The organism is Shewanella mesophila (genome assembly GCF_019457515.1).
GTDB lineage: Bacteria > Pseudomonadota > Gammaproteobacteria > Enterobacterales > Shewanellaceae > Shewanella > Shewanella mesophila.
On record NZ_CP080421.1, the window covers coordinates 640,845 to 664,013 of the forward strand.

Here is a 23,169-nt window from a genome sequence, read left to right on the forward strand (position 1 = left end):
AAGCGCAGAAATAAGAGAAACCAAATAGATGAAAAAACAAGATATCACCTTCGGCATTCATGCACTTGAAGCTGTGCTAAACCATAGTCCCGAACGTGTGATTGAGATGTGGGTATTACAAGGTCGTGACGATCAGCGTTTGGCCCCTTTACTTGAAATAGCGGCTCAGTATGGAGTGTCGATTCAGAAGACCTCACGTAAGGCGCTGGATGAAAAAGCGGGCAGCACTCAGCATCAAGGTGTATTAGCGCGAGTTAAAGCGGTTAAACAGCTCAATGACAATGATCTATTGGCATTGGTCGAAAAGACCGAAACGCCATTTTTGTTGATCCTTGATGGCGTTACCGACCCTCATAACTTGGGTGCCTGTTTACGTAATGCCGACGCTGCTGGCGTTCATGGAGTGATTGTTCCCCGTGATAACTCAGTTGGTTTAACACCTGTAGTGAGTAAGGTTGCTTGTGGCGCTGCAGAAGTGGTGCCGCTATTTCAGGTGACAAACCTTGCGCGTACTATGAAAGCATTACAAGAAAAGGGTATCTGGATCGTTGGTGCTGCTGGTGAAGCCGAGCACGATCTTTATAAAGCCGATCTTAAAGGTCCGATTGCGATTGCCATGGGTGCAGAAGATAAAGGCCTACGCCGTTTAACTCGCGAGGGTTGCGACTCGCTAGCGTCAATCCCTATGTCGGGTAGCGTTTCAAGCTTGAATGTCTCGGTAGCAACCGGGATCTGTTTGTTTGAGGCGGTTCGCCAAAGGTTGGGGTGATCGGGAATTCGATCTTTGAATTTTGAGTCGGTGACTCAAGGTTGATGAATGCCGATGAGGGAGACTTCATCGGCATTTTTGTATCTGTCGTTTGACGACATGGTCATTTAGTTACGTGGTTTTAGCGTTACCGTCGCTGTTGTTTATAGCCTGCGGCTCGCTTATGTGCAGATACATCTGCTACACGCCGTGAATCCCTCCCTGGAGGCTCGACGATGGCATCCCTGCCATCGACGTCCGCAGATGCATCTACACCCAGTATTTTCATCTCTTCGATTGAACGGTATTTGTGTGTTTCAGGAGCTAATTAGCTAGCTTATTTATGCCCCAAAGTGAGTTAGCACCTGGTTTGCGGAGTAGTTACAAGCAGACTTTCTCGCCTAGAAATTTTCATCCATTTCACTCAAATGTTGCAATGCTTAAAAGCTGGACAGGCATACAGTCATATTGAAATCATGACGATTTTTATCCCAACTTCGTGCGCGTTTTCACATTCCGATATAAATAAATGTGATTAAAATCATGTGGTTATAAAGCATGTAGGTTAGATAATAGGTTTGGGAAACGCGCATGCGCGTTTTTCCGGATGGTATATTTAACAGAATACTGTTAAGTTCTTTACATACAGATAGTTAACTGTGCGCGTTTTCACTGGTCCAACGAGGTAAACGCGCATGCGCACGAATAAGCTGTTAGCTTTCTCCGAGGTTACTTTGATAAGAGCAACAAAAATTAATATTCAAGACGCAATTATCGAAGCAATTGTGTCTGCATCAAAAGAATCATTTGAAAATACCGGGGTTCATATAAGAAAAATGCCTGAGTATTATTTGAATGTTCTTATTGCTCATAGGTTAACTAATATTTTCCCTAGTCTTGGTTATAGGCTCGAGATGCCAGTTAAGGAGGCTCTTCTTGGCTTGGGAGTAAATAGTGCAGAAAACGGTGATGATCTCAGAGATGGTGGGAGATTTGATATTGTTCTTACCAGTAAGAAAAGTAGGAAGCTAAGGCATGTAATTGAAGTGAAGCGATCGTTAAGTAATCGTCAGTTGCTTAAAGACGCAAAGAGGTTGAAAGCTCTAGCGACTGAACGACACCAGTCAAAGCGTCTGGAAACAGGGTTCATTGCAACAGTCAGTAGGCTTAGAATTAGCCCAAGAGCAAATAATATTGATGGACTGCTTGATACTCGAATGAGCAATATTCAAAGGTGTCTTGGAAGTAGCATGAATGTAAGTTGCCGCTTTCAAGTGCTTGATTCAGGGCTATTTGGTTTTCCTGTAAATGAATCGCTTGTTGTGACAGTTTTTTGCTTACAAAAAAGCTAACAAAGCATTGCAGCGGACAAACCGCTGAATGAGGCGTTGGTATGACTCCCCACGTCAAGCAGAACGTAACAATATAGGCCTAAATTTTTAAGCCAATTTTAGTTTACCCCCTATGGGATTGAGTTAATGCAGACGATGAGGCAAGTACTTTCGTCGGTTGTCATGCTGGGATCCGTGGATTACTCATTTTTCAATAAGCAGCGCCTACCTTACTTGATCCGTCGTGGCACCTGTCGTCAGTCTATGTTCGTGGTTCAATACAGGATTAGCCGTATTGCCATCCTAACGCCGTCGGTGGTTGTGCCACACCCGATGCCTAATCAACCGCATTAACTCAAAATCGTTACTCATGCAGGAACTCTCGCTATCCGTAATTTAGGGTCAACTTGTACTAACACCACTTCTCTTGCAATAGCCCAAATATAAGCAATCATCTCTCGTGCAATAGCCGTCACGACGACATTGTAGTGTTTACCTTTATACATTAATCGTTGATAGCGTCTGCATAACCTTAATTGCGCTTGCCATGCGATATCAATAATCTGCTTTGGTAAGCCTTCTTGTCGTTTTTGTAAATCCGTTGAGATGTTAGCTGAGTAACGGTAAGTATGAGCACCTTCTACTAATAATCGGCGAGCACGGCTATTACCGCATTTTGTGATGGCTCCAATATGCCGTTTCCCGCCGCTTGAATGTTCTGAAGGTACTAACCCCAGATAGCTCATCAGTTTTCTAGGGTGATCAAACCGGGTGAGATCTCCTAGTTCAGCAATCACTCCGGTAGCCACTAACAGCCTTACACCTCTAAGAGCTTGGATTGCTTTCACAACAGGATAATAGCGCCAATTCTTTACATGATGTTCCAATTCATTATCGAGCCGCTTAAGCCTTGATAGGCGTTCGGTAATGGTTTGTAAATATTCTTGTAAGACAATCTGTTGACTAGGATGGGGCAAGATGAGTTCTGTTAACCAGCGTAAATGTTGTAGTGACCAGTTAGCGGTGCCTTTATAGTTGATATTATTTCGTAATAGCAGCGCTTTGAGCTGATATTTGGCATCTTTTAAATCTTTCATTGCCGTTTCTCGCGCACGTGATAAGTCACGGATAGCTTCATCTTCTGGCTCTGGTACATATATTGGGGTTAAGTCTTCAGATTTAAGTAACTTTGCTAATTTAAGCGCATCTCGCTTATCCGTTTTGACCTTCTCCCCAGGCTTTTTAGGAACTAGAGAAGGAGCTATTACATAGCAACAATGACCAAGGCTTGTGAGTAAGCGATAAACCCAATAGCCACAAGGTCCAGCTTCGTAGACGAAATGCAATATAGCGTTAGGATATTTTGATTGGAATTGTTGAGCGAGTTTGGTGATTGAGGCCTTCGCACTAGAAACTCTACCGTAATGAACGGCTTGCGCTCCACGTTGTTCTTCAATATAAGCAACTTCAACGAATTCTTTATGCGTATCAAGGCCAATAAAAAGTGTGCTATGTTGTTTCATGCTGATCTCCAATTTTTAGTTTATGAACAAAACTAGTATGGCTCTGGCTTTCAGCTAACCCACGATTGATTGGAGATCAGCATCTTTGTGGGGAGTCATTATGTCTACATGTACGAATCATGAGAAATATCGAAGCCATAATTAAAGACATCGAAGAGTACACACCAGTCAATGACGAGTGGGAGTCTCTTGATGAACTAATAGATGAAGCCTGCAATGCAAATGATCGAAAGGCTGTTAAGCCTTTACTTGGTTTGTTAGAGCGCAACCAAGATCATGATGGCTATGGTGTCTTTTGGTCAATTGTTCACGGTTTAGAAGGTTTAGGTGGTTACGAAACTGAACTGGCAGCCTCTGTATTAAGTAAGCCCCATGAAATGAGCGTATTTATGCTCAACCGGATGATAAACGGTGGCATTCAAGCAATTGATGGTAGGCCGGTATTGGAAATACTTAGAGAAATTGCAACTAATACTTCCTTTCCAAATAGTGTGCGAGAAGATGCTAAGCGCTTGGTGGCCTATCAGCAAGAAAACATGTAACAAGCCAATGCACGCGGAGCCAGCTATGTTGCGCAATTTTTGTGGTGTCGCTACGCTCCTTTATACCACAAAAATTGCTCCACTCCGCTGGCCCGGTGATTGGGGCGTTAGCCATAGAAATATTAATCTTAAACTCACATAGTAGAGCAAAAGTCCTAACTCAAAATGTCCAAAAATGTTTTAGAACTTGGCCGCTCAGTAACGTTAAATCGAAGAGACGTTGGATACCTGGTGTAGATACGCCAGTGAGCTTCCGAAACAGGGATGTTTCGGTAGAGCCTATAGGGATATATTCACGGCGTCTCACAGGCATATCTGCACATGAGCCCACCGCAGGTGATAAATACACCAAGAAGCCATGGTTCAAAGCACCCTTTCAAATACATAAGTCAGGTAGACGCTACCTTATCAAATCAGCATTGAAACCTTGTGCTCATCAAGGTTCGCAAACTTTTATTTAAAGGTATAAAGCAGATTAAAGGTGGTGACGGTATCTGTCTGCTTTGAGCCTTCGGGAACCACGTCAGTGTACTTGACGTTCATGCCTATCTTAAACGCCCAATCTTGGAAGAGGGTGTTCTTGTAACTCATGTCTAGGGTCAAGGTGTTATTGGACTCGCCCACTTCGGCGGTGAGATCGGCGTTGAAACTGGTGTATTCGTGGATTTTTTGCTCAAATTTGGCCGCGGTACGAAGAATTATCTCGCGGTCGGCTTCAGGCTCTGGGATGGTTTCACTGCTTTGTGGCAAGTTGTACCGATAACCTGGGCCGACCTCTAAACTGAGCTTTGTGCTACTGCCGTTGATGGCATCGAAACCGTAACCGGTTGAAACGATGGAGATACGAGTGTAACTACCAAATCTATCGTCGGTAAAATCACCGCGTGCAAACACATAACCTTTGTAGAATTTATAGCTCGACTGAAGTTGGATATCATACTTCTCAGAGGTGGTCGTTTCTGCATCGGCTGCGTAATAAGCTTTAAATACGCCTTCTTGGCGAAACTTATCGGTGTCATAGACCAACTTAGTTCGGCCATTAAAGCTGCTTGAATCTGTGTTACCTGTATTGATCTGCAAGCCAGCTTCTATCTCGGCTGAGAAGTCGCTTGGAGGCTCCTGATAGTCTGGTGGCACCAATGCCCATGCACTATGAGATAGACAAAGCGATGCGAAAAAAAAGCTGGCTCTTAACATTATTTTTATTCTTGAACGAGTCGAATTGATGGAGGCTTTATTTAAGTGGACCATCATACCGTTTCACTGTCCGATGGGCAAAGGCAATAGCGAAAGATATCGCTTGAGTTTAATCCTCTTCCCATGTAATATTCCGCGGCTTAATTCAGTCACTTTAATTAGTTCCTTGCCTCCATTTGGTCTGACTGAGCCAACAACGAGGCTAGATAACCGTAAGGAGCAAAAAATGCGTCATTATGAAATCGTATTTTTAGTTCACCCTGATCAGAGTGAACAAGTGCCAGGTATGATCGAACGTTACACGGGTATTCTTACCCAAGCTGGCGGTCAAGTTCACCGTTTAGAAGATTGGGGCCGTCGTCAATTGGCTTACCCAATCATCGAATTGCACAAAGCTCACTATGTTCTTATGAACGTAGAAGCGACTGCAGAATCGGTTGAAGAGCTAGAAACAGCTTTCCGTTTCAACGACGCTGTTCTTCGTAGCATGGTTATGCGCACTAAAGGTGCCATCACTGAAGCTTCTCCAATGGCTAAAGCGAAAGACGAGCGTGATTCACGTCGTTCTAGCGAAGACCGTCCAGTTGCTGATGCATCTGATGAGTCTGAAGAAGCCGCTGAAAACACAGCTGAGTAAGTTTTTCTGTGACCACCAATCATTTGGTGTTATCTGGAACCATAACCCGTTCTAGAAGCTTTAAAAGCCCAGCGGGCATTGCGCATAGCGTGATTATGTTGGAACACAAATCGCAGGTTTATGAAGCAGAAATGCTCCGAAACGTATACTGTCAGATGCAAGTGGTATTGAGTGGTGAACGCTTTGAAAGCGTTACAGACAAGCTGAAAACCGGTGTGGATATCGAGGTTCGAGGTTTTATTGCCCTACAACAGGGGCGAAATGGCCAAAACCGTTTGGTATTACACGCTGAAAATGTCGAATTGAAAACTTAGGAGACTGTCACATGGCACGTTATTTCCGTCGTCGCAAGTTCTGCCGTTTCACTGCAGAAGGCGTTACAGAGATCGATTACAAAGATATCGCTACTCTAAAGAACTACATCACTGAAAGTGGTAAAATTGTTCCTAGCCGTATCACTGGTACAAACGCTAAATATCAACGTCAACTAGCTCGCGCTATTAAGCGTGCTCGTTATCTTTCTCTACTGCCGTACACTGATTTACATCAGTAATACCGCATCAATTTAGAGGAATATAAAATGAACGTTATTTTACTAGATAAAATCGCTAACCTAGGTAACTTGGGTGACCAAGTTTCTGTAAAAGCGGGTTACGCACGTAACTACCTTTTACCACAAGGTAAAGCTGTTGTTGCTAACGCTGCTAACACTGAAGTTTTTGAAGCACGTCGTGCTGAATTAGAAGCTAAGTTAGCTGGTGATCTAGCTGCTGCAAACGAGCGCGCTGAGAAGATCAACGCACTTGAGCCTGTTGTTATCGCTTCTAAAGCTGGTGACGAAGGTAAGCTATTCGGTTCAATTGGTAACCGTGATATCGCTGATGCAGTAACCGCTGCTGGTGTTGAACTTGCTAAGAGCGAAGTTCGTCTTCCACTAGGTGCTATCCGCACTACTGGTGAATACGAAATTGATGTTCAAGTTCACACTGAAGTTAAAGCTGTTGTTAAAGTTTCTGTTGTTGCAGAAGACTAATACCTCAGTTTAAAAGCTTTAAAGAAAACACCGCACTAAGTTGATTAGGCGGTGTTTTTTTTATGCCTGAAATATGTTAATAAGCTAGAAGCTAGAAGCTAGAAGCTAGAAGCTAGAAGCTAGAAGCTAGAAGCTAGAAGCTAGAAGCTAGAAGCTAGAAGCTAGAAGCTAGAAGCTAGAAGCCGACGACGTCGGCGATCTCGTAGGGCTTAGCCCGTTCTAGCAGCCACTCAGTGGTGATCTCGAGGCTAAAACAGACTAGGCCCTTTGAGCGTTAGTTTCTCACTAACTCCAGTTCTTTGAGCAAGTTGTCGGCATGGTCGACTTCATCCATCATCCAAAGGATATATCTAAAGTCGACGTGAACAGCGCGAGTGATCGTTGGATTGAAGAACCAATCTTTAGTGATGGCTTCATAGGTTGAATCGAAGTTCAATCCCACGAGTTCGCCTTTGCCGTTAAACACGGGTGAGCCCGAGTTTCCGCCAGTGGTATCAACACTGGATAAGAAGTTAACTGGCACAGATCCAAAACTCTCTGGTTTGTCTAAACAAGAGAACAGACGGCACAGCCAAGACGCTGGATCTTGATAAACAGACTCAACTTTATGGCTGCCATAGCGCTTAGCGTTAATTGCATCTAATACCTTTTGCGGCGCATTAAATGGCTCAACACCTGTGTGCTTCGCTAGGATACCTTCAAGGCGTGTGAAAGGCTGCTTGTAGAGCGCATCTTTCGATTGATAGCCATCAACCATACCGTAGGTGATACGCAAAGTGCCGTTGGCATCTGGATACACTGGCCAGTTGTTGGCTTTATAGTAGGCGATAACGGCTTCCATATAAGCTGGTCGCGCTTTGGATAGCTGACCCGCTAAGGTCTTTTTCGCCTTTTCTTGTGCCATATTGGTGTCGTATAAGGCAACGGCAAGACGAATAAAGGGATCGGCACTGGTCTCAAATGCATTAACGTCCGCATCCATCCAGGCTAAACGCTTAGCTTGGTCGGTGAGCGAGGTTAGTGAGTAGAGACCGTCTAATTTATCTGATAGTGTTACGCTGCTATCTTCAATTTTGAGCATCTCGTCGAGTTCGGCAACCCGATTTTCTTGCGCCATATATGCGTTAAGATCCTGCAACCATAAAGTTTTATCGACCGATACCGCAAAACTTGAGTCGATACGTTTGAGACGTGCCTTAAACATCTTCATGTCACGTACCTGATAGCCCTCTTCACGCTCTGCATCGGGCTTGGCTTTCTCTTTTGCGAGTCGATACAGTTGGTTGGCAGCTGTTAACAGGGCGCTAGATTGGGCATTTTCAAAGAAGTAACGGGTTTGCTGGGCGGTGTGCTGCTTAACTAATAGGTTTTCTAGCTGATCAAATTTAGCCTGATAGCTTTGATATTGGCTATCGGCCGCTAACCATTTGCTGAAATCATCTTCGCGAGCTTGCTTAATCCCTGCAATATCGGTGGCCTTAAAGCCATCAAGCAAACCATTGTATTTCTTCATTCGGTTTGCCATCGAGGCCAAGGTGCCTGCATATTTGATGGCAATCGCCGCATCACTATCACCCATAGCTTCAATGGTATCTATGCGTAGTTGATAGCGCTTAGCTAGGGTTGGGTAGAGCCAATCGCTGGCGAATTTCAGTTCGCTGGTTAAACGGTAACGGCTGGTTGAACCAGGATAACCCGCGACAAATACGCCATCGCCAGCTTTAACGCCGTCGGCATTGATTTTCAGGTAGCTATTTGGTTTAAAAGGCACGTTATCGGCTGAATAGGCTGCTGGCTTTCCATCTTTGCCCACATAGGCGCGCAAAAAGGTAAAGTCGCCTGAATGACGTGGATACTCATAGTTATCTATATCTCCGCCGAAAGCGCCAACACTTTTAGGTGGTGCATAGACTAAACGAACATCGCGGATAATGAGTTGCTTGATAAGATAATATTCGAGACCGTTATGAAAACTTCGCACCGAGCAGCGATAATTCTCATCGCTTTCACACTCTTTTATCAGTGATTTACGGTTGGTTTGGATCTCTTCAAAGCGCTTAAGTGGGTCATCGCTCAAACCACTCATCACCTTGCTGCTCACGTCGGTAACCGCTTCAGTAATATACAGACGCTCGTTAGGACCTGCCGAAGGTTCTTCGGTCATCTTTTTGGCTAGGAAGCCATCGGCGATGTAGTTGTGCTCTTTTTTACTATTGTATTGTATTGCACGATAAGCGCAGTGGTGATTAGTGACAACTAAACCTTGGGGCGACACGAAACTGGCGGTACAATACCCGAGGCCGACAACCGCATTCATAGGATATTGAGTCAGATCGGCAAGTTGTTTTGCTGGAATTTGAATACCACGTTCGCTAAGTTTATCGGCGATCGACGGCATTTGATAAGGTTGCCACTGCCCTTCATCGGCAATAGCTATGCCCGATGACAGCATTAAGGCTGCAACCAATGCTTTGCGCATGTTTATTCCTTAATTATTATATGTGTGTTTGTTGGACGAACAGGCGTAGGCGGCCTGTTTGAGTTCTGCTTGACTCGGGTTTTATACCATATTTTGCCTAATCGTTGGAAATTTGGAGATTTAATGGCACAGCAAGGTGGTTTTCAGGCTAAGAAAAAGCCGAGAGATTTACAACTCGATGCATTGAAGATGCCGCCACACTCTATTGAGGCCGAGCAATCTGTGCTCGGTGGCTTGATGTTAGATTCAGACGCTTGGGATAAAGTTGCCGAAGCCGTGGTGAAGGAGGACTTTTACTCTCGTTCACATCGGATGATCTTCGTTGCGATGGAGGCCTTAGTCGCTGCTGGTCAACCGATCGATTTAATCACGGTATCTGAGCAACTCGAACTTGAAGACAGCCTTGAAGATGCCGGTGGTTTTGCCTATTTAGGCGAAATTGCGAAGAATACCCCGAGTGCGGGCAACATTTTATCTTACGCATCGATTGTGCGCGAACGTGCGGTTGTACGTGAAATGATTAAAGTCGCCAACGAAATAGCCGATGCGGGTTTTAATCCTGAAGGGCGTAACTCTGGCGAGCTATTGGATTTAGCCGAAAGCAAAGTTTTTAAAATTGCCGAGCAGCGCGCCAATGCTAATGAAGGCCCCGAGGGTATCAAGAGCATTTTGGAAAAAACGGTCGATAAGATTGAAGAGCTGTACAATAACCCACATAACGGTGTTACCGGAGTATCGAGCGGTTTTGGCGACTTAGATAAGATGACCGCGGGCTTCCAGTCGGGCGATTTGATTATTGTCGCGGCGCGTCCATCTATGGGTAAAACCACCTTTGCGATGAACCTGTGTGAGCAGGCGGCGCTCAATGAAGACAAGCCTGTGCTTATTTTCAGTCTCGAGATGCCTTCAGAACAGATCATGATGCGTATGTTGGCATCCCTTGGTCGCGTCGACCAAACAAAGATCCGTACCGGTCAGCTTGACGATGATGATTGGGCGCGAGTGTCGTCGACTATGGGGATCATGCTCGAGCAAGGAAAGATGTATATCGATGATGGTTCGGGCTTAACGCCAACCGAAGTGCGAAGTCGTGCTCGTCGTATTGCCAGAGAACATGGTGGCCTGTCGATGATCATGATCGATTACCTTCAGTTGATGCAAGTTCCAGCGTTATCAGACAACAGAACACTAGAGATCGCCGAGATCTCTCGCTCGCTCAAGGCACTTGCCAAAGAGTTAGAGATCCCCGTGATTGCGCTGTCGCAGCTTAACCGTTCATTGGAGCAACGTGCCGATAAGCGCCCTGTTAACTCAGATTTGCGTGAATCGGGTTCTATTGAGCAAGATGCGGATTTGATCATGTTTATTTATCGTGATGAAGTGTATAACAACGATTCTGAAGATAAAGGCACCGCAGAAATCATTATTGGTAAGCAGCGTAACGGTCCTATTGGGCGGGTGCGCTTGGTGTTCCAAGGTCAATATTCTCGCTTCGATAACTATGCTGGTCCTCAATTCGAAGAAGATTAATTCTTAATTAGGGGTAAGATTAAGCATGGTTTATTTTGCCCCTTTGCGACTCATTTTAGGTTATTTTCATATTAAGTTTATTTGCTTCTATAAGGTTATTGTTTGAAACCCTTTCCCCGTGCAGAGATCAGTGGTGATGCGCTGACATCTAATTTACAGCGATTACGAGAGCTTGCGCCTCATAGCAAGGTGATGGCGGTCGTTAAGGCTAATGGTTATGGCCATGGCTTACTTAATGTCGCTAAATGCCTGACGACTGCTGATGGTTTTGGTCTTGCCAGATTGGAAGAGGCCTTAGAGCTTAGGGCGGGCGGAATTAAAGCCAAGCTACTTCTTTTAGAAGGTTTTTTTCGCCAAAACGATCTTAATACTCTGGTTGATCATGATATCGATACCGTGGTTCATCATGAGTTTCAAATCGAGATGTTAGAAGCCGCTAAGTTAGATAAGCCTGTGACGGTATGGATGAAAGTTGATTCGGGTATGCACCGATTAGGTTTCAACCTAGCGCAGTTTTCCTCAACCTATCAGCGTTTACTCGATTGTCCACAGGTGGCTAAACCTATTCACCTGATGACTCATTTTGCATGCGCCGATGAGCCTGAAAATCCGGCGACCACTAATCAAGCCAAGCGTTTCAACGAGATGACTAAAGATTTACCCGGTGATAGAACCTTGGCTAATTCGGCTGCCGCACTTTATTGGCAAGAGACCCAAGCCGATTGGATAAGACCCGGTATTGCGCTTTATGGGGTATCACCCGTAGTTGGGGACTTTGGCTGTAATCATGGTTTGATACCTGCTATGGAGCTGGTTTCTCAGTTGATCGCCGTTAGAGAGCACAAAGCTGGAGATCCCGTTGGCTATGGTAGTTATTGGCACGCTAAACAGGATACTAAGCTCGGCGTGGTCGCGATAGGTTATGGTGATGGCTATCCCCGCAATGCACCAGAAGGAACGCCTGTTTGGATCAATGGCCGTTTGGTTCCTGTCGTTGGGCGAGTATCCATGGATATGCTGACGGTGGATTTAGGTATCGATGCAACCGATGCAGTGGGTGACGATGTACTGCTTTGGGGAAAGGCCTTGCCCGTTGAAGATGTTGCAGAGCATATCGGCACGATAGCCTATGAGCTGGTTACTAAGCTGACCCCTCGCGTCGCTGTGTGTTTGGATTAATATTTATCCTAACTAACCGTGAGCACGTGAAAAGGCTCGAGGAGAAAGGGGAAACCTCCTCGATGATGAGATTGTCATTATCACTAATTAGATTGTGGCTTGATGAGCATTAAAGCTCGAAGCAGATCTCAATGTACGCATTTCCATAGTTACTGGTAAATGGCATTATGATTTTTTGGCCGTCAGATTTATGGGCTATGGTATGGTCTTTACCTGAGACGACGATTGGTGTGGCCATTTCGAAGTCATAGCCTTTATCCCCCAAGAGGTTTTTAGCACCACCTGTCACCATATTGGTGATTTCGCCAACCAGATCGGTAACCTCTTCATTAACCTTAGAAGGTCTCTCTCCTAGCATGTTGTTCATGATCTCTAGAATTAATGACTCTTCGAAAGTGATAGAGAGCGAGCCTTTGGTTTGAGGGCCAACCATACCGATCAAACCCGATACGTCCCCCTTTGCGATATTATCTTTTTTCAGATTAGGCTTCCCAGGCTTAAGCTCCATGCTCGCCATGGTCTTGAGGACATTAAGTAGCGATTCTAAAAACGGATTGATAAAGTTCACATTCATTTGGAAAGAGGCTCCTATTTGTCTCTAAATGGGTTGTCGATGCCTGACTATAAGCTTAGGAGAGTTTTTCTTCAAAATCTTAAAAATCTCATATTTTTACCATAGCACAGCGTCATCTTAGCTGTATAAATTGTTGAGATTTAGCTTTCGATTCTTTTAGGATCTGTGACCATCATACAATTATTCAGTCGTCCATTTTTTGCAAGGCCAGCGTCCCTTTCCCATGATTACGATGAGGTTGTTATATTGCTGTTGTTTATGGCTCAGGCTGCTTTTGATTCTATATTGCGTCTTTATACTGATTGGTATTAGATTCAGATTTTTGCTATTGAATAGGAGCAAGCCTGTGCATTTTTTGGTGACCAGTGTAAAATGCGCGGCCACGCCCTTTACTCTGGGCTGTTCAACTATGGGTTACTGTTTTTATGTCACGAAATACCATGCCAGATACCATCAATCGCACTTTCAGCATTGCGCCTATGCTCGATTGGACTGATAGGCATTATCGCTACTTTGCTCGCTTGATGTCTGAGCAAGCTTTGTTGTATACCGAAATGGTAACGACGGGGGCGATTATTCATGGTAAAGGTGACTATCTTGCCTATAACGAGGAAGAGCACCCTTTAGCGTTGCAGCTGGGAGGCTCTAATCCAGCCGATCTCGCCACGTGTGCTAAGTTGGCCGCAGAGAGAGGCTATGATGAGGTTAACCTGAATGTGGGTTGCCCGTCAGATCGTGTGCAAAATGGGCGTTTTGGTGCCTGTTTGATGGCTGAGCCCAAGCTGGTTGCGCAATGCGTCGATGCAATGCGAAACGTGGTCGATATTCCTGTGACGGTTAAAACTCGCATTGGTATCGATGAGCAAGACAGCTATGAGTTCCTTACCGATTTTATCGATACTGTTAGCGCAGCAGGTTGTGACACTTTCATCATTCATGCTCGAAAAGCTTGGTTGCAGGGATTAAGTCCAAAAGAGAATCGCGAGATCCCCGAGCTTAATTATGAGCGGGTTTATCAGTTAAAGCGTGATTATCCACAACTAAGTATTTCGCTTAATGGCGGAGTAAAATCATTGGGCGAATGTACAACCCATCTTGAGCAATTAGATGGGGTGATGGTGGGACGAGAAGCCTATCAAAATCCCTATATACTCGCCGAGGTCGATCAAAGCTTGTGTGGTAGTGAGAAACCTGTTTTGAGCCGAGATGCTGTTTTGGAGAGAATGATTCCTTATATAGAGAAACATCTCGCTGATGGTGGTCGTCTGAATCATATTACTCGCCATATTACAGGCCTTTATCAAGGTGAAGTGGGCTCGCGCGCTTGGCGTCGCTATGTGAGTGAAAATGCTCATCGCCAAGGTGCAGGTATTGAAGTCATACATCAGGCTAGAGCCAGCATGGATTTCAAGTAAAGCTTATTAAATCAATGATTTGTTTTTTTCTGCTGAGGGCCTTCATTTACAGTGAAGGCTTTTTTGTTTGTTTTTTAGTCTTTTCACTTCTAAATAGTGAAAATTACTAACGGGTAGTGAAGCTTGCTATTTCATTCGATAATTCTATCTTCCAAATAAGCCCTGATTATCCCCCTATCTTTTTAATTTTTTTAAAAACAGTTGGTTAACTCACTTTTACAAAGTTGGCATATCCTTTGTATTGTCTTACTTGTCACAACCGAATATGAAAAGGAAGACATTATGAACAAGCTAACTAAAGTATCACTTATTGCCTCTTTACTTGTAGGCGCGAGTTTCTCTGCAAATGCCGATGAGTTTATCCCATCAAATATCAGTGCAACGCTTGAGCGTAACCTTGCTACGCAGATGCAAGAGATGATGGTTGTCGCTCAGCAGGAACTTAGCCTTTCACTACAAGCACAGTTATCTGAGTCTCTATTTGAAACCAGCCTAGAGCAAGCAGTAGATGTTGCGGACAGCGAACAGAGTGATAACACTGGGATCACTAGTGCGATGGCTAAGGAATAATGATGACTTATCTGTTTGAACTAGCAGCGATATTGTTGTTACCTGTATTGGGCTTTGCGTTGTGTGCCGCAGTGGTATGTACCTTCAACTGGCACAAGGTCATTTAATAGAGCAACGAGCTCAATACCCATTTATGTCACCAGGAGTTACCAATGAATATAGATAATCTAGTCAGTCGACTGAAGCGCCCAAGAGCGATTATATGTGGTATTGCAGCAATGATGGCGGATAAATTTGGCTGGTCATGTTTGTGGACGAGAGTGGTATGGGCTGCAGCCGTAATAATGAATCCAGCGATCAGTTTGTTAGTGTATTTTGTACTGGCCTTGGTATTGCCCAAATGGGATCCACAATACTAATTTAGTAAGAGAATAAAAGTGTGAAGGGACATCCGCAATTATATCGGGTTTTAAACAGCGTCATTGGGTTAGGTATCGTTATTCTATTAGCATTGATGCTGTTCGTGTTTAGTCGGTACATCGACGATGGATGGTTCTATGTCAGTGTAGAATCGTTTCAATGGATAGATATTAGTTTGTGGGGGATCGCACTTACCTGCGTCGTGTTGCTTACTATGTTATTTTGGCTGACTTTAGCTTTTAGTTTTGTCGCCGTAGTGTCTGCAATCTGTGTATTGTCTGCCATGGTTATGATGTTTTCAGGTTTTTCTTTGGTATGGCCGCTGATATTATTGTTACTCGCAGCTTGGGGTGTTGGCCAAGCTAGTCATTTAGACTAGAGACTAGCTTAACCTAGATCTCTATTATCGATTTAGGAATGCTTGGAATCTTTCTTTTGCCTCATCGCTTTGTAATCTAATAGCAAACTCTTTTAGCTCCTTATTCATTTGTGCTCGGACTATTTCTTGATCGTAACGCATCAATTTACGGCTGGCTTGCAATGCCTGTGGCGGCTTTTGAGCGAGTTTAATCGCTTGGGTCTTGGCATAGTCAAATAATGAGTCAGATGGAATGATCTTATTAACCAAGTTCATCTGATAGGCATCATCGGCATTGAAGCTTTCACCGAGTAACAATAGTTCGGCAGCTTTTTGCGGCCCAACGAGGCGAGGGAGTAGCAAGCTAGCACCAGCTTCAGGCACTAGAGCTAAGTTGACAAACGGTAGCTGAAACTTGGCACTGTTATCAGCATAAACAAGATCGCAATGTAGCAGCAAAGTAGTGCCTATACCGACAGCGGCTCCTGTGACAGCCGCAACGATAGGTTTGTCAAGATCTAGTAGTGTGAAAAGGAATTTGAATGCTGGATGATCTGGTCCTAAGTTACTATTTTTTAAAAAGTCAGCAACATCATTACCTGAGGTAAAACAATCGGTCTGGCCTTTAATCATAAAGGCATTAATTCCATTGTCGGATTCCCCTTGGATAAGGTATTCTGTGAGCTGAGTGTACATATCGAGGTTAAGCGCATTGCGTTTATCTGGGCGATTTATCGTGATGATGCGAACGCCTTGCTCATCCTGAATTTGAATGGTACTCATTGGTCAATAGTCCTTATTATGGCAAATGGGATTAAAAGGAGTTTAAGACATTGAAACATATTTTCAAACATGCGTTTAATTTTATTTTGCTATCATGCACTTCATTCTCTGTCTTGGCAAACGTGATGCTTGTTGAAGGTTACATTAGGGCGATGCCTCCGAGTGTTCCTAATACAGCGGCTTACTTTACCCTTATGAATCATGGCCCCGAGATCAAACTTGTTGGGGTAGAAACCGCTATTGCTAAAGAAGCTCAACTGCACACCATAGTTGAAGAGGCTGGCGTTATTAAGATGAAGCAACGGATGAGTTTCACTATTGCAGCGCACGGCAATCTTGAATTGGCGCCTTCTGGTGATCACGTTATGCTCTTAGGATTGAAACAGCCGTTAAAGGTTGATGAAGACGTTGATTTAACGCTTAAGTTTGATGATGGCACTGAGCAAGTCATTAGTATAAAAGTGACTAAGCAAGATATGACAAAGCAACATGGTGAAATGGAACATCATCACCATTAATGGAGTAATTGTATGCAGATGACATGGAAACGAGGCGGACTAGTAGCCGTAGTTTTATTTTTAATTGGTTATTTTATCAGTGTGTGGTGGAGTGTTGAGCCTGAACCGCTAACCCCGCAGCAGTTGAATAGTTCGACGGGGAAAAATGTGGTTGGCTATGCTACGACGACATCGCTTATTCTGACCGTTGAAACCTTATTGGATAAGAATGGCGGCTGGTTATCTAATGACATTATGCCACCATCCTTATTTATGGATAATATGCCAGCATTTGAGTTTGGCGCTATTGAACAGGCTCGAGATCTCGCGTTAGTAATGCGCAAGGAGTTTAGCCGTTCTCAATCGCAATCTACAGCGGACAAAGACCTGCTGGCGGCACATTCAAAACTCAATATTGAACATACTAGCTGGTTGGTGCCTAGCGCCGAAGGAGAGTATCGAGATGCCATTAAGTTATTAAAGCTGTATCGGGCTCGTATCGCCGATCCCAATACTCCAGATGCCCAATTTTATGCTCGCGCAGATAATCTTAATGAGTGGTTAAAAGAGATCCAAAAGCGTCTTGGCAGCATGTCACAGCGTTTGTCTGCCAGCGTAGGTCAAGAACGACTTAATACCGATCTTGCTGGTGAAGCAGAAGCGAGTCAGTCGACACCAAATCTATCGAGTCAGCAGATAAAAACCGGTTGGTGGCAAATAGATGATGTGTTCTACGAGACGCGTGGAGCAACATGGGCACTGCTCAACTTCATGAAGGCGATTGAGGTCGATTTTGCCGATGTATTGAAAAAGAAAAATGCTGAAGTGAGTTTGCAACAGATTATTCGTGAATTGGAAGAAACTCAGCAACCAGTGTGGAGCCCGATGATCCTAAATGGCTCAGGCTTTGGCATAGTGGCCAATCACTCTTTAGTGATGGCAAATTATATTTCCCGCGCAAATGCTGCGGTAATCGATCTAACTAACTTATTAACTCAAGGTTAAATGATGAAAAAAACACTACTTGTATGTGCGTTGCTAGGTTCTTTCGCGGCAACTTCTGCCCAAGCTGCAACGCTAGTTGGCTTTAAGGTCGGTGGTGATTACTGGCAAGCTGACACTAGTGGTACTTTTGCTGAAAAAGGCCAAACTCAACAAGATTTTGATTACAGTTCATCTTCTCAAGGTAGTGTGTGGGTGGCAGTTGAGCATCCAATTCCGCTAGTGCCAAATTTTAAGATCCGTGAGAATCGTTTGGAAGCCGATGGGAACGCAACTTTAGCTGGTGATTGGGCATTCGGAGAGCATACGTTTCAAGCGGGAGATGTCACGACTGTAACAAATCTGAGTAATACCGACTTTGTACTTTATTATGAGATCTTAGATAACGATATGGTTGCACTCGATGTGGGGGCTGCTTACAAGAAGATGCATGGTTCATTTCGCGTAGCTGACGCGGGTCATCCTGAGCAGAAAGATTTAAGTGACGGCATTGTGATGGCCTATGTGAATGCCGAGGTGGGTATTCCTGGTCTCGGTTTATATGGCTTTGCTGATGTAATGCTAGGTATCGATGAAACGAGTGTATATGATTATTCAGTGGGTTTAGGTTGGATGTTTGATGGCGTTGCGTTAGATACTAAACTTCGTGTTGGCTACCGTGACTTTAAATTTGATGCGAATGGTTTTGACGGTGTCACTGCCAACTCACAATTTAAAGGTGCCTTTGCCGGTGTTGAATTAGTCTTCTAATTTAAGTTGGTATAAGAGCCATAAAAAAACCGCCAATGGCGGTTTTTTTGTCTGTAAATCAGCTAGATTACTGGCTTACTTCTGGAGCCTTTAGGCCATTGTTGATGGCGATGACGTCATCTTCGTTTAGTGTTCCAGCAGCTTGCTTAAGCGCTAATATCGAGTTTACGTAGCCGTAACGCGCATTAGATAGTTGACGCTTCGAATCGTATAGATCACGAGTTCGGTTTAGTACGTCAACAATGGTACGAGTACCGACTTCAAAACCCGCTTGTGTGGCTTTAAGTGCACTCTCTGAAGAGATCACTGATTGCTCGTAAGCTCGGATTGAGCTAATCGAAGCACCGACGTTGTTGAAGTTATTACGCACGTCTTTAACGACTTTACGGTAAGTTTGCTCCATTTTTTCACTGGCTTCAACATATTGGTATTGAGCCTGATTGACTTTCGAACTAACTCTGAAGCCTTCAAAAATCGGCACGCTTAAGGTTAAACCTACGTTGGCATTGTCATAATCATCTTTACTGCCAATCTCATTTTTTTGCTCAAGGTTAGTGGTGTAACCTGCGTTCAAACTTAGCGATGGCATATGGCCAGCTTTATATAGTGAGATGGTTTGCTGAGCAATATCTTTACCGATACGAGTGGTCATCAAATCTACGCTGTTGGTTTCAGCCATTTTTAACCAATCGCTAGAGCGTTCTGGTGATGGCGTGACAGCGGTAAAGCGAGTCGTGTCGAGGATATCGATCGATTTATGATCTAGACCCGTAATTTCGCGTAATGCTTCGTAGCTGTTGATTAACTGGTTCTCAGCTAAAATCTCTGATGCGCGAGCCAAATCGTATTGTGCTTGCGCTTCATGTACGTCGGTGATAGCTGTTAATCCAACAGCGAAACGTTGTTTGGTTTGTTCTAGTTGGCGTTCAATCGCACGCTTTTCAGCGCCCTTAAATTCGTAGTTATCTTTAGCCGATAACACATCGAAGTAAGCACTTGTTACGCGAATAATAAGGTTTTGCAAGGTTGAAGCATAAGCCGCATCGGCTTGAGAAGCCGCTAGTTCTGCTAGATCTAGGCCGACCCATGCACTGTGGTCGTAAACGACTTGCTTAAGTGATACACCTGCATTGAGACCGCTGGTATAAGTGCTATCTGATACATTTGACCAGTTCTTACCATAGCCGACAGTGGCACTGATAGAGGGCAGTAATGGAGCACGATTTTCTTCAATCTGCTCATACAGTCTGTCACGTTGAGATTGGGCTTGAAGCGCAATAGGGTCATTGGTTAGCGCTTGTTGGTATATCTGTAGTAGATCATCGGCGTGCACGGCTGAAGTGGTTGCCGCAAGACTCAAGGCTGCACATAGGGTGCGGATCTTAAATTTCATTACCTGTCCTTTTTTAGACATAAATACTCCTTACTTGGAGCAATTTACTTAAAAGTTAAGTGATGCTTTACTCAATTGGTTGAGTAAAGCGGTTTGCGCTTCCCGACGCTTCCCGATACATCTAAACTTAATAGACTTAAGATATTAAGAAATTAACCAATTTTAAGTCAACTATGAAGTGTAACAGTTTTTGATTTTATGTCTGCAAATATTGATGGATTACGTGATATATTGAACCATATTAGAGATGAGTCATATTTATCTGCGAGCCGTAGCATGAGCCAGAAATTTACCAGTGACGATATAGAGATGCTGAGTCAGCGAACCTTATACAAGGGATTCTTTCGATTGGACGAGTATCGGTTTAAGCATCGCTTATTTCGCGGTGGCTGGAGTGAAGTTGTTACTCGCGAAGTTTTCGAGCGTGGACATGCGGTAGTGGTTTTGCCCTATGATCCAAAAGAAGACAAAGTGGTCTTGATCGAGCAAATTCGAATTCCTGTCTTTGCCGCAACAGAGCAACCTTGGTTGCTCGAATTAGTCGCAGGTATGATTGAGGATGGCGAGAGCGCTGAGCAGGTGGCTCATCGTGAGTTGCACGAAGAGGCTGGCTTAGTCGCTAATCAGATGGAATTTATTAGTCGTTACTTTTCTAGCCCTGGAGGAACGAGCGAACGGTTTGATTTTTATTGGGCCGAGGTCGAGTCTATCAGTGCTGCTGGCATTCATGGGTTGAGTGAAGAACATGAAGATATTAAGGTCCATGTGATGTCTAGAGAAGCGGCTTATCAGGCTGTTTGTGATGGCGTGATTAATAATGCATCGACAGTGATCGGCTTACAATGGTTACAGCTTAACTACCTGAAATTAAGAAGTAAGCCGTGAGTATCTCTCTAAATAAAAGACACAATAGCTATCAAGTGGATGTGAGCCGCTTTTTGGCGCTATGTTCTCGCAACTATTTTAATATATTGCGATGGTTGCCTGCTTCTTCTCTGCAAGGCGAGAGCTGGCAAGTTGAAGGTGATTTCGGCCGCTTAGACGTCAAATTGCTTGAAAATACCCAATATACGCAATTGATTGAGATTTCCAGAGCGATAGAGATCTCGCAATTAATTGATACCCCTAAAGTTGTAGTACGTGTTTATCATGACGCTAAATTAGCAGAAGTGTTAACTAGTCGACAGATTTATCGTTTAAGAGCGGTATATGATTATCCAAATATACGTATGCATCATCGCGATGAAAAGTATCAGGTAAATGCTTTTCTTGAAGAGTTATTAATTATTGACAATCATGTTCGTGTTATTTGTCAGTCGGAATTTTAGGGTTTTAATGTGCTAAAAGAGGCTATCTCTTATTCTATTAACAACAATGAGAGTGTCAGACTTGTTCAAGTGACTGATCCTCATCTGTTTGCAGATCCCGAAGCTCAGCTTTTAGGCGTTAATACCGCGCACAGCTTAGAGGCCGTTCTTAATACGATTAAGGCCGTCGATTATCCCGCGCATTTTATGCTGGTTACAGGCGACATTAGCCAAGACTATTCAAACGAGTCTTATCAGAATTTCGTAAAAGCGATCGCTCCCCTAAAATTAGCGTGTCACTATTTACCAGGGAATCATGATGATCCTAGGATCATGAATCTGCATATGCAGGGTCCGAACATTCATGGTGGTCGTCGTATTCTGGCTGGAAACTGGCAGATAATTATGTTGGATTCGACGGTGCGGGGAAAGCCTGGTGGCCACATGGCCGAAAGTGAGTTTGACTTAATTGAATCGGCTGTTAAACAACATCCAGATAAATACACCTTGTTAGTGATGCACCATAATCCGATTTTGGTTGAGTGCAAGTGGCTCGATCAGCATTGTATGGATAATGGCAGTGACTTTATCGATAGGGTCAGCAAACTTCCTCAAGTTAAAGGACTGTTGTGGGGGCATGTTCATCAGAGCCTAGATCAAACTCATTCTTCAGATGCTGGCAGTATGCGGTTAATGGCGACTCCATCTACCTGTATTCAATTTAAGCCGAAATCCCCCTATTTTGCTTTAGATGCTCAACAGCCTGGTTATCGATTACTTGAGCTGAAGGCCGACGGTAGTATATTGACCAATGTTTATCGCGTTCCTGGAAATAAATTCTCCCCTGATCACGACTCTAAGGGGTATTAGGTCTGTTGATCGTTCAAGGTTGTTTTTGCAGCGAATTGTTGGATATCTATACAAGGCAGTAGTTTTGTAGTGGCATTATTCTGCATAAATAGCTGAAACGGCAGTAGAAATAACCAACAAATGTTGCCCGAAGGGTTCGGCTAAAAACATTTTACTCTTTGTTAAGTGAATTTTGCGTAGCATGATTATGCTACAGTCCACTGCCTCGATTAACACGTTGTTGTCTCGAACAAGATTCAACCAATAAAGTTCAATAGGCCCTAGCATATTTCAAAGACCTTGAGCAGTTATGGGCGACGTGGGTTGATAATACTCAAACACGAAAGCTTTATTTGGCTAAACGCGCAGCGAATGTTAGCATCCTTATACTTGCGGTAAGGTTTATTTGACTCTGCTTATTGTAAGTCGCTCGGCTGCGATTACTTGATGATAGTGTAAAAACACTATTTTTATTGTCGCAATTTGGACAACAACGGTTATCGAGGAAATATGCTGCTTTATATCCATGGGTTTAATAGTTCCCCTCAGTCCGATAAAGGGGTGATTACCGCCGAATATATTGCTAACCATTTTCCGCAACTCTCATTTTTTCAACCTCAATTACCCTCAATACCGAAAGATGCGATGGCTTTGCTTATCGACATTGTTGAGCGAGAGAGGGCTAAAGGTGAGCCACTTCATTTTATCGGGTCATCTCTTGGTGGCTATTTCGCTAGCTATTTAGCTGAAACCTATGGTGGAAAGGCGGTGCTCATTAATCCTGCGGTAACACCATTTGAGTTGTTTGATGAGTTTCTCGGGCCACAGTACAATCCCTATACAGATGAAACCTATGAGGTGTTGCCTGCGCATAAGCAAGAGGTTGCACTTTATGATACTGAAGTCATTTTTTACCCTGAACGTTTTTTTGTATTACTGCAATCAGGTGACGAAGTGCTTGATTATAAACAAGCAGTGAATAAATACCATTGTTGTCAGCTGCTGATTGAAGCGGGTGGTGACCATAGTTTTATCGGCTATGAACAACAGTTGGATAGGATCTGCCAGTTCCTGTTTCTTGACAAATAGACATGTAGGGCCGCAACATGGCC

27 protein-coding genes are annotated in these 23,169 nt (G+C 44.0%); 21 read left to right on the plus strand and 6 right to left on the minus strand.

Annotated features, from left to right (window positions below):
- The first annotated feature begins 28 nt into the window (after positions 1-28).
- From rlmB to K0I73_RS02895, 3 genes are all read left to right on the plus strand, one after another.
- Positions 29-769, plus strand: a complete 741-nt coding sequence (gene rlmB / locus K0I73_RS02885) for a 23S rRNA (guanosine(2251)-2'-O)-methyltransferase RlmB (RefSeq protein WP_220063050.1) — start codon at positions 29-31, stop codon at positions 767-769.
- 674 nt (positions 770-1,443) lie between these two features.
- Positions 1,444-2,100 (plus strand): hypothetical protein, encoded by a 657-nt coding sequence (locus K0I73_RS02890; RefSeq protein ID WP_220063051.1) that lies wholly within the window; start codon positions 1,444-1,446, stop codon positions 2,098-2,100.
- Positions 2,101-2,226: 126 nt separating this feature from the next.
- On the plus strand, positions 2,227-2,433 hold the full coding sequence (locus K0I73_RS02895; RefSeq protein ID WP_220063052.1) for a hypothetical protein: 207 nt from the start codon (positions 2,227-2,229) through the stop codon (positions 2,431-2,433).
- 14 nt (positions 2,434-2,447) lie between these two features.
- On the opposite strand, the gene K0I73_RS02900 is transcribed toward K0I73_RS02895, so the two are convergent.
- Entirely contained in the window at positions 2,448-3,602 is a 1,155-nt protein-coding gene (locus K0I73_RS02900) for an IS110 family RNA-guided transposase (protein WP_220061777.1), read from the minus strand.
- A 119-nt stretch (positions 3,603-3,721) separates the two neighbouring features.
- On the opposite strand from K0I73_RS02900, the gene K0I73_RS02905 reads away from it, so the two are divergent.
- The gene (locus K0I73_RS02905) at positions 3,722-4,144 is read left to right on the plus strand and encodes a hypothetical protein (protein ID WP_220063053.1); all 423 of its coding nucleotides are present in this window, start codon (positions 3,722-3,724) and stop codon (positions 4,142-4,144) included.
- A gap of 453 nt (positions 4,145-4,597) precedes the next feature.
- Here K0I73_RS02905 and K0I73_RS02910 read toward each other — a convergent pair whose 3' ends face one another.
- Positions 4,598-5,341 (minus strand): DUF481 domain-containing protein, encoded by a 744-nt coding sequence (locus K0I73_RS02910; protein ID WP_220063054.1) that lies wholly within the window; start codon positions 5,339-5,341, stop codon positions 4,598-4,600.
- 226 nt (positions 5,342-5,567) lie between these two features.
- On the opposite strand from K0I73_RS02910, the gene rpsF reads away from it, so the two are divergent.
- The 4 genes from rpsF to rplI are packed head-to-tail and all read left to right on the plus strand — an operon-like array spanning position 5,568 to position 7,011.
- On the plus strand, positions 5,568-5,978 hold the full coding sequence (rpsF, locus tag K0I73_RS02915; protein WP_220063055.1) for a 30S ribosomal protein S6: 411 nt from the start codon (positions 5,568-5,570) through the stop codon (positions 5,976-5,978).
- Positions 5,979-5,986: 8 nt separating this feature from the next.
- A complete protein-coding gene (priB, locus tag K0I73_RS02920) occupies positions 5,987-6,292 on the plus strand; it encodes a primosomal replication protein N (RefSeq protein ID WP_220063056.1) in 306 nt (101 codons plus the stop codon).
- An 11-nt stretch (positions 6,293-6,303) separates the two neighbouring features.
- Positions 6,304-6,531 carry a 30S ribosomal protein S18 gene (gene rpsR, locus K0I73_RS02925; protein WP_011867078.1) on the plus strand — a complete coding sequence of 76 codons (228 nt, stop codon included), beginning with the start codon at positions 6,304-6,306 and terminating at the stop codon, positions 6,529-6,531.
- A 27-nt stretch (positions 6,532-6,558) separates the two neighbouring features.
- Positions 6,559-7,011: a 50S ribosomal protein L9 gene (rplI, locus tag K0I73_RS02930; protein ID WP_220063057.1), complete on the plus strand. Its 453-nt coding sequence runs from the start codon at positions 6,559-6,561 to the stop codon at positions 7,009-7,011.
- A 274-nt stretch (positions 7,012-7,285) separates the two neighbouring features.
- Here the strand turns inward: rplI and K0I73_RS02935 are convergent, their stop codons facing one another.
- Complete coding sequence (locus K0I73_RS02935; RefSeq protein WP_220063058.1) at positions 7,286-9,490, minus strand: S46 family peptidase; 2,205 nt, start codon at positions 9,488-9,490, stop codon at positions 7,286-7,288.
- Positions 9,491-9,613: 123 nt separating this feature from the next.
- Between K0I73_RS02935 and dnaB the strand changes: the two genes are divergently transcribed.
- Both dnaB and alr read left to right on the plus strand, forming a co-directional pair.
- Positions 9,614-11,020 carry a replicative DNA helicase gene (gene dnaB / locus K0I73_RS02940; RefSeq protein WP_220063059.1) on the plus strand — a complete coding sequence of 469 codons (1,407 nt, stop codon included), beginning with the start codon at positions 9,614-9,616 and terminating at the stop codon, positions 11,018-11,020.
- A gap of 102 nt (positions 11,021-11,122) precedes the next feature.
- Entirely contained in the window at positions 11,123-12,199 is a 1,077-nt protein-coding gene (gene alr / locus K0I73_RS02945) for an alanine racemase (RefSeq protein WP_220063060.1), read from the plus strand.
- 109 nt (positions 12,200-12,308) lie between these two features.
- On the opposite strand, the gene K0I73_RS02950 is transcribed toward alr, so the two are convergent.
- Positions 12,309-12,773, minus strand: coding sequence for a chemotaxis protein CheX (locus K0I73_RS02950; RefSeq protein WP_220063061.1), 465 nt, complete (start codon positions 12,771-12,773; stop codon positions 12,309-12,311).
- A gap of 425 nt (positions 12,774-13,198) precedes the next feature.
- Here K0I73_RS02950 and dusA point away from each other — a divergent pair, with 425 nt between their 5' ends.
- The 4 genes from dusA (at position 13,199) to K0I73_RS02970 (ending at position 15,497) form a co-directional block, all read left to right on the plus strand.
- The gene (gene dusA / locus K0I73_RS02955; protein ID WP_220063062.1) at positions 13,199-14,188 is read left to right on the plus strand and encodes a tRNA dihydrouridine(20/20a) synthase DusA; all 990 of its coding nucleotides are present in this window, start codon (positions 13,199-13,201) and stop codon (positions 14,186-14,188) included.
- 282 nt (positions 14,189-14,470) lie between these two features.
- Positions 14,471-14,758, plus strand: coding sequence for a hypothetical protein (locus tag K0I73_RS02960; RefSeq protein ID WP_220063063.1), 288 nt, complete (start codon positions 14,471-14,473; stop codon positions 14,756-14,758).
- Positions 14,759-14,910: 152 nt separating this feature from the next.
- Positions 14,911-15,117 (plus strand): PspC domain-containing protein, encoded by a 207-nt coding sequence (locus K0I73_RS02965; protein WP_220063064.1) that lies wholly within the window; start codon positions 14,911-14,913, stop codon positions 15,115-15,117.
- Positions 15,118-15,137: 20 nt separating this feature from the next.
- Positions 15,138-15,497 (plus strand): hypothetical protein, encoded by a 360-nt coding sequence (locus tag K0I73_RS02970; protein WP_220063065.1) that lies wholly within the window; start codon positions 15,138-15,140, stop codon positions 15,495-15,497.
- A 24-nt stretch (positions 15,498-15,521) separates the two neighbouring features.
- Here the strand turns inward: K0I73_RS02970 and K0I73_RS02975 are convergent, their stop codons facing one another.
- A complete protein-coding gene (locus tag K0I73_RS02975) occupies positions 15,522-16,259 on the minus strand; it encodes an enoyl-CoA hydratase (RefSeq protein ID WP_220063066.1) in 738 nt (245 codons plus the stop codon).
- Positions 16,260-16,309: 50 nt separating this feature from the next.
- Between K0I73_RS02975 and K0I73_RS02980 the strand changes: the two genes are divergently transcribed.
- From K0I73_RS02980 to K0I73_RS02990, 3 genes are read left to right on the plus strand one after another with little or no spacing between them, the layout of a single operon-like run.
- A complete protein-coding gene (locus tag K0I73_RS02980; protein ID WP_258405274.1) occupies positions 16,310-16,777 on the plus strand; it encodes a copper chaperone PCu(A)C in 468 nt (155 codons plus the stop codon).
- 12 nt (positions 16,778-16,789) lie between these two features.
- Entirely contained in the window at positions 16,790-17,761 is a 972-nt protein-coding gene (locus K0I73_RS02985) for a DUF2333 family protein (RefSeq protein WP_220063067.1), read from the plus strand.
- Positions 17,762-17,764: 3 nt separating this feature from the next.
- A complete protein-coding gene (locus tag K0I73_RS02990) occupies positions 17,765-18,508 on the plus strand; it encodes a TIGR04219 family outer membrane beta-barrel protein (protein WP_220064235.1) in 744 nt (247 codons plus the stop codon).
- Between the two features lie 67 nt (positions 18,509-18,575).
- Here the strand turns inward: K0I73_RS02990 and tolC are convergent, their stop codons facing one another.
- Complete coding sequence (gene tolC / locus K0I73_RS02995) at positions 18,576-19,901, minus strand: outer membrane channel protein TolC (protein WP_220064236.1); 1,326 nt, start codon at positions 19,899-19,901, stop codon at positions 18,576-18,578.
- Positions 19,902-20,177: 276 nt separating this feature from the next.
- On the opposite strand from tolC, the gene nudF reads away from it, so the two are divergent.
- From nudF to K0I73_RS03015, 4 genes are all read left to right on the plus strand, one after another.
- Entirely contained in the window at positions 20,178-20,786 is a 609-nt protein-coding gene (nudF, locus tag K0I73_RS03000) for an ADP-ribose diphosphatase (RefSeq protein WP_220063068.1), read from the plus strand.
- Positions 20,783-21,229, plus strand: coding sequence for a DUF1249 domain-containing protein (locus K0I73_RS03005; protein WP_220063069.1), 447 nt, complete (start codon positions 20,783-20,785; stop codon positions 21,227-21,229). The genes nudF and K0I73_RS03005 overlap by 4 nt, the downstream gene beginning before the upstream one ends.
- Before the next feature lie 9 nt (positions 21,230-21,238).
- On the plus strand, positions 21,239-22,078 hold the full coding sequence (cpdA, locus tag K0I73_RS03010) for a 3',5'-cyclic-AMP phosphodiesterase (protein ID WP_220063070.1): 840 nt from the start codon (positions 21,239-21,241) through the stop codon (positions 22,076-22,078).
- 489 nt (positions 22,079-22,567) lie between these two features.
- Positions 22,568-23,146: a YqiA/YcfP family alpha/beta fold hydrolase gene (locus K0I73_RS03015; protein ID WP_220063071.1), complete on the plus strand. Its 579-nt coding sequence runs from the start codon at positions 22,568-22,570 to the stop codon at positions 23,144-23,146.
- Positions 23,147-23,169 lie beyond the last annotated feature (23 nt).